This window comes from Desulfomarina sp. (assembly GCF_054039375.1).
Window position 1 is genome coordinate 1 of record NZ_JBPLBA010000109.1, and the last position, 4170, is coordinate 4170.

4 protein-coding genes are annotated in these 4170 nt (G+C 50.0%); all 4 read right to left on the minus strand.

Annotation, left to right across the window (positions count from 1 at the left end):
- Positions 1–218 precede the first annotated feature (218 nt).
- Complete coding sequence (gene yedF, locus ACXLDX_RS05960; RefSeq protein ID WP_457576282.1) at positions 219–824, minus strand: sulfurtransferase-like selenium metabolism protein YedF; 606 nt, start codon at positions 822–824, stop codon at positions 219–221.
- A gap of 15 nt (positions 825–839) precedes the next feature.
- Positions 840–1871, minus strand: a complete 1032-nt coding sequence (gene selD, locus ACXLDX_RS05965; RefSeq protein ID WP_457576284.1) for a selenide, water dikinase SelD — start codon at positions 1869–1871, stop codon at positions 840–842.
- A 110-nt stretch (positions 1872–1981) separates the two neighbouring features.
- Positions 1982–2734 carry an acyl-CoA dehydratase activase gene (locus ACXLDX_RS05970; RefSeq protein ID WP_457576285.1) on the minus strand — a complete coding sequence of 251 codons (753 nt, stop codon included), beginning with the start codon at positions 2732–2734 and terminating at the stop codon, positions 1982–1984.
- 116 nt (positions 2735–2850) lie between these two features.
- A complete protein-coding gene (locus ACXLDX_RS05975; RefSeq protein WP_457576283.1) occupies positions 2851–4128 on the minus strand; it encodes a double-cubane-cluster-containing anaerobic reductase in 1278 nt (425 codons plus the stop codon).
- Positions 4129–4170: the final 42 nt, after the last annotated feature.

Sequence of the window (4170 nt, forward strand, 5' to 3'; positions counted from 1 at the left end):
AAAAGCTCCTTGGTTATGCACCGAAAGTCGGTTTACTGGAAGGGTTGCGCAATACTGCCGAATGGTATAAATCCGAGGGGTTGCTCTGAATATGGATGAAATTCAGTCTGTCATTTTGTAATTACTCTCAGGCACCCCAGCTTTTCACGGTCTCTTTTGTCCGCATAGGTGGGTGAAACTCGGTCTGCCATTGTCTGAAGTGCAGGATTTTCAGGACTTCAGACATTAATCACCTTGTCGGCCAGCTGCATGGCCGTGACGATATCGAGCATATTGGTAGTGACTCCCGCCTGTTTTTTTTCCAGCAGGTCGAAGTGGGTCAGGCAGGTACCGCAGACCAGGATGGTGGTGCCGTTTTTTTCCAGCTTTTTCAGGTCGTCCAGTACTTCCGAACCGGTAATTGTCAACTTGACACCGCTGTTGACAAAGACAAGCTGCCACAGCTCTTCGCCCATTTCCTCCAGGGTGCGTAGAAAGCTTGTCATCAGCTTTCTCCCCAGTTCATCATCACCGGAACCAAGGGAATCTGTGGCGCACATTACCATAATTTTCTGTGTGTTGTTCTCTTTTGAAAGAGGAGATGCTGATGATTCAGTGTGTTGCGGCGGGGCTGAATCCCGTGAGCCGGAAATAAAATAATCATCACCCTGCTGTTCAAGAAGGGTCTCAAACCCCTGGGATTCCAGAAACCGCTGAACATTCTGCTGGGCGGCAGGGTTGTCGACGGTGACACTGATTTTGTCTGGATTTTCTGTTTCAAGGATAGTTTTTGTTTCAAGAACCGGGGCTGGACAGGCCAGGCCGCGGGCGTCGATCGTTTTCATTCTTGTTTTCCTGTTCTACATGATTTTTATTCTTTCTTCCGGGCCGGAGACAATTTCACCAATCAGTGCGGCTTCCTCAATGCCTTTTTCCTGCAGAGTACTCAGCAGTCTGTCTGCCTGGTTTTTCTTGACGCTGATCAGTAATCCTCCAGAGGTCTGTGGATCAAAAAGGATATCCTGAAGGGTTCTCGGTACCCGTGGATTGAAGGTGATCATATTTTCCCTGAATGTTCTGTTATTATAGGCACCTGCCGGAACAAAGCCCATATTGGCAAAATCAAGGGCTTCAGGAATAAGCGGCACACCATCGGAGTTAATCATAACGCTGTTGCCGGAACCGCAGACCATCTCGGCAAGGTGGCCCAGCAGGCCGAAACCGGTGATATCCGTGCAGGCACTTATGTCAAAGTTTTCCATGATCTTACAACTGCTTCGATTCAGGGCCGCCATGATTCTGATAACCCTGTCGCAGAGCTCCGCAGGTGCCATGGCAGCCTTGATGGCAGTGTTGATAATCCCTGTTCCCAGGGGCTTGGTGAGTATCAGCCTGTCCCCGGCCCGCAGGTTTTTTTTGGCAAGAATCTTTTGGGGATGGATGATACCGGTAACGGAAAGGCCGTATTTGATTTCTTTGTCTTCCACGCTGTGTCCGCCCATCAGGACTACTTCCGCCTCTTTCAGCTTATCGACGCCACCTTCGATGATCGCCCGCAGGATAGAGAGGTCCATTTCCTTTCCCGGGAAAGCCACCAGGTTCATAGCGGTTTTCGGTACACCTCCCATGGCATAGACATCACTCAGCGCGTTGGCCGCGGCAATCTGGCCGAAGGCGAAAGGATCATCCACAATTGGTGTAAAAAAATCAACAGTCTGGATGAGGGCAAGCTCATCATTGATTTTATATACACCCGCATCGTCAGCCCGTTCCAGACCGATCAGGACGTTTTCATCACTGGGAAAATCAATACCGCATAATGCCTTGTCCAGGTCCCCTGGAGCCAGTTTGGAGGCTCAGCCGGACCCGGTTACGCTTTCGGTCAGCCGCACCGGTTGAGCTGGAAATTTTCGGTTGGAGGCCGTATTGTCACAGTCGGAATTTTTATTACTCTGTTGAGGCCGGGCCATAGAGTCCCGGCACGCCGGTTTATTTTGTGATTTCATATCTGTTCTTTCGCGAGCAGTGCCGCACCCAGGGCACCAACCAGTTGCGGGTCATCGGGAACGAGGAGCTTCTGTTCAAGTTTTCCTTCGAGCAGAGTAATCATACATGGGTTTTTTGCAACCCCGCCGGTGAAAACGATGTCCCCGTCCGTCCAGACACGGTTTATCATGGATGCCGCACGCCGCATAACGCTTGCATGAAGTCCAAGGGCGATTTCATGCCGGTTTTCACCTCTGGCAATAAGGGATGTTACCTCGGATTCTGCAAAAACGGTGCACATGCTGGAAATTGAAAGTTCTTTTTCGGCGGTAAGGGCCTCTCTGCCGAATTCATCAATGGTAAACCCGAGAGCAGTGGCCATGATTTCCAGGAATTTTCCCGTTCCGGCCGCGCACCGGTCATTCATCTCGAATTTTTTGACCTTTCCATTGGCAAAAAGTGAAATTGCCTTACTGTCCTGACCGCCGATATCCAGAATGGTTCCCGCCCCCGGAAAAAGTGCTTTTGCTCCCACCGCATGGGCTTTAATTTCTGTGACGGTGGGGGCGTCAAAAGAGATTTCAAAAAGATTGCGACCATATCCGGTGGCCATGATCCTGTCAAAAACACACTGCTCTGTCAGTTTTCCCGCCTCGGTGATGGGATCAAACCCGGTGTCGGCTTGAAGGGCAGAGACAATCTGTTCATCTTCGTCGACAACCACAAGCTCAATGGATCGCGAGCCGATATCAATTCCTGCATAATTCATATGGAGAGATTCCTTTTTTTCGTAATTGCTCACAGGCACCCCAGCTTTTCACGGTCTCTTTTGTCCGCATAGGCGGGTGCGTCAACTCTATGATTTTGTTTCTCCGGGCAATTACTTTATCGGAGCTGTTCGATAAAGGCCTCAACTCTGGTGGTGAGCTGCCCTGCATCCTCCATGCTGTAATCGGTTTCAATTCGCAGGCAGGGGATGTTCTCTTTTTCCAGGGCCCTTTCAACTGGGATTGCTTCAATCAGGTAGGGTTGGCAGAATTGCAGGCCATAGTGTATGACGCCATCTGCCCTGTAGGTCTTTACCATCTCACGGATATGGTCAATTCGTTCACCATTGGGGGTGAAGATGGCACAGTCAATCTTGAAGTAACGATTGACAATGGCCTCCATCATTTCATCCACAGAATTCCTTGAATCGTCTGTGAGGTTTCGACATCCCCGCTCACCCACGCATGATTCCTCGCCGACGATCACAGCCCCGCTCTGTTCCACAATTGCAGGAAGTTTCCAGTTGGGAACAGCCTGGGGACAGCCGGAAAGCAGGATGCGCACGTTTTTTGCCGGAAAGGCACCTTCTTTTTTCTGAACACGTTTTTCCAGCTCGTTACAGATAGCATTGACTGATTCGGTGAATCGGGCCGGGTTGTCATAAAAAAAGATCTGATTGACAAGGAGGGCATCGAGGCCGGAAATGGGAGCCGGGTCATAGCTGCGCAGTAGAGAGAGCCGGTGGATAGCCGCCCGTTTGGCGTTAACCGTCCGGATCGCTTCTCTCAACGATTCGGCGGTGATCATAACTCCGGTTAATTCCTCCACCGCGGTTTTAAAGCGTAAATATTCTCTTTTCAGCAGTTCTCTCCCCTGCTGGGACTTAACCTGGGGCAGGTCCATGATATAGAGATTGTCCACCAGATCCCCAAAGGTTTCATAGCTTTTTTTCTTGCCGTCACATGTGTTTTCCCCAACGATCATATCGGCGCTTTCCAGGTAGGGACAGACCTTGCCGAGTTTGAAGCCGAATGAAGATTTGATCAGGGCACAACTGTTGCGGGGCAGCAGTTTCTCCACCTGTTCTATGGCAAAATCAGCGCCTGAACAGAGACCGATCAGGGTTGCATTGGCAGCCAGTACAATTTCTTCTGGTACAAAAACACAGTAGGAACCAATGATTTTCCGTCCCGCCTCTTTTTCATCCAGCAGTTCCCGTATCCTAAGTCCATGGACTTCTTCCATGACAAAGTCGAAATAGGACATTGTTTCCGGCCGGTTTTTCTGTGAGAGGTAGATATCTTTGTAAGCCTGTGCCAGAACATTGAGAAGAGCATCATGACCCTTGAGGTCCAGTCCCAGTTCCATCCACATTGATTCGTAATTTTCACCCATTGCAGCATTCCTTGCAGTAGTTTATCTGAAGTTTCGCGACTG

What these genes read in the sequence shown, in the direction of transcription:
- yedF (WP_457576282.1), bottom strand. Translation starts at nt 824, where the DNA reads ATGAAAACGATCGACGCCCGCGGCCTGGCCTGTCCAGCCCCGGTTCTT.
- ACXLDX_RS05970 (WP_457576285.1), bottom strand. Translation starts at nt 2,734, where the DNA reads ATGAATTATGCAGGAATTGATATCGGCTCGCGATCCATTGAGCTTGTG.
- ACXLDX_RS05975 (WP_457576283.1), bottom strand. Translation starts at nt 4,128, where the DNA reads ATGGGTGAAAATTACGAATCAATGTGGATGGAACTGGGACTGGACCTC.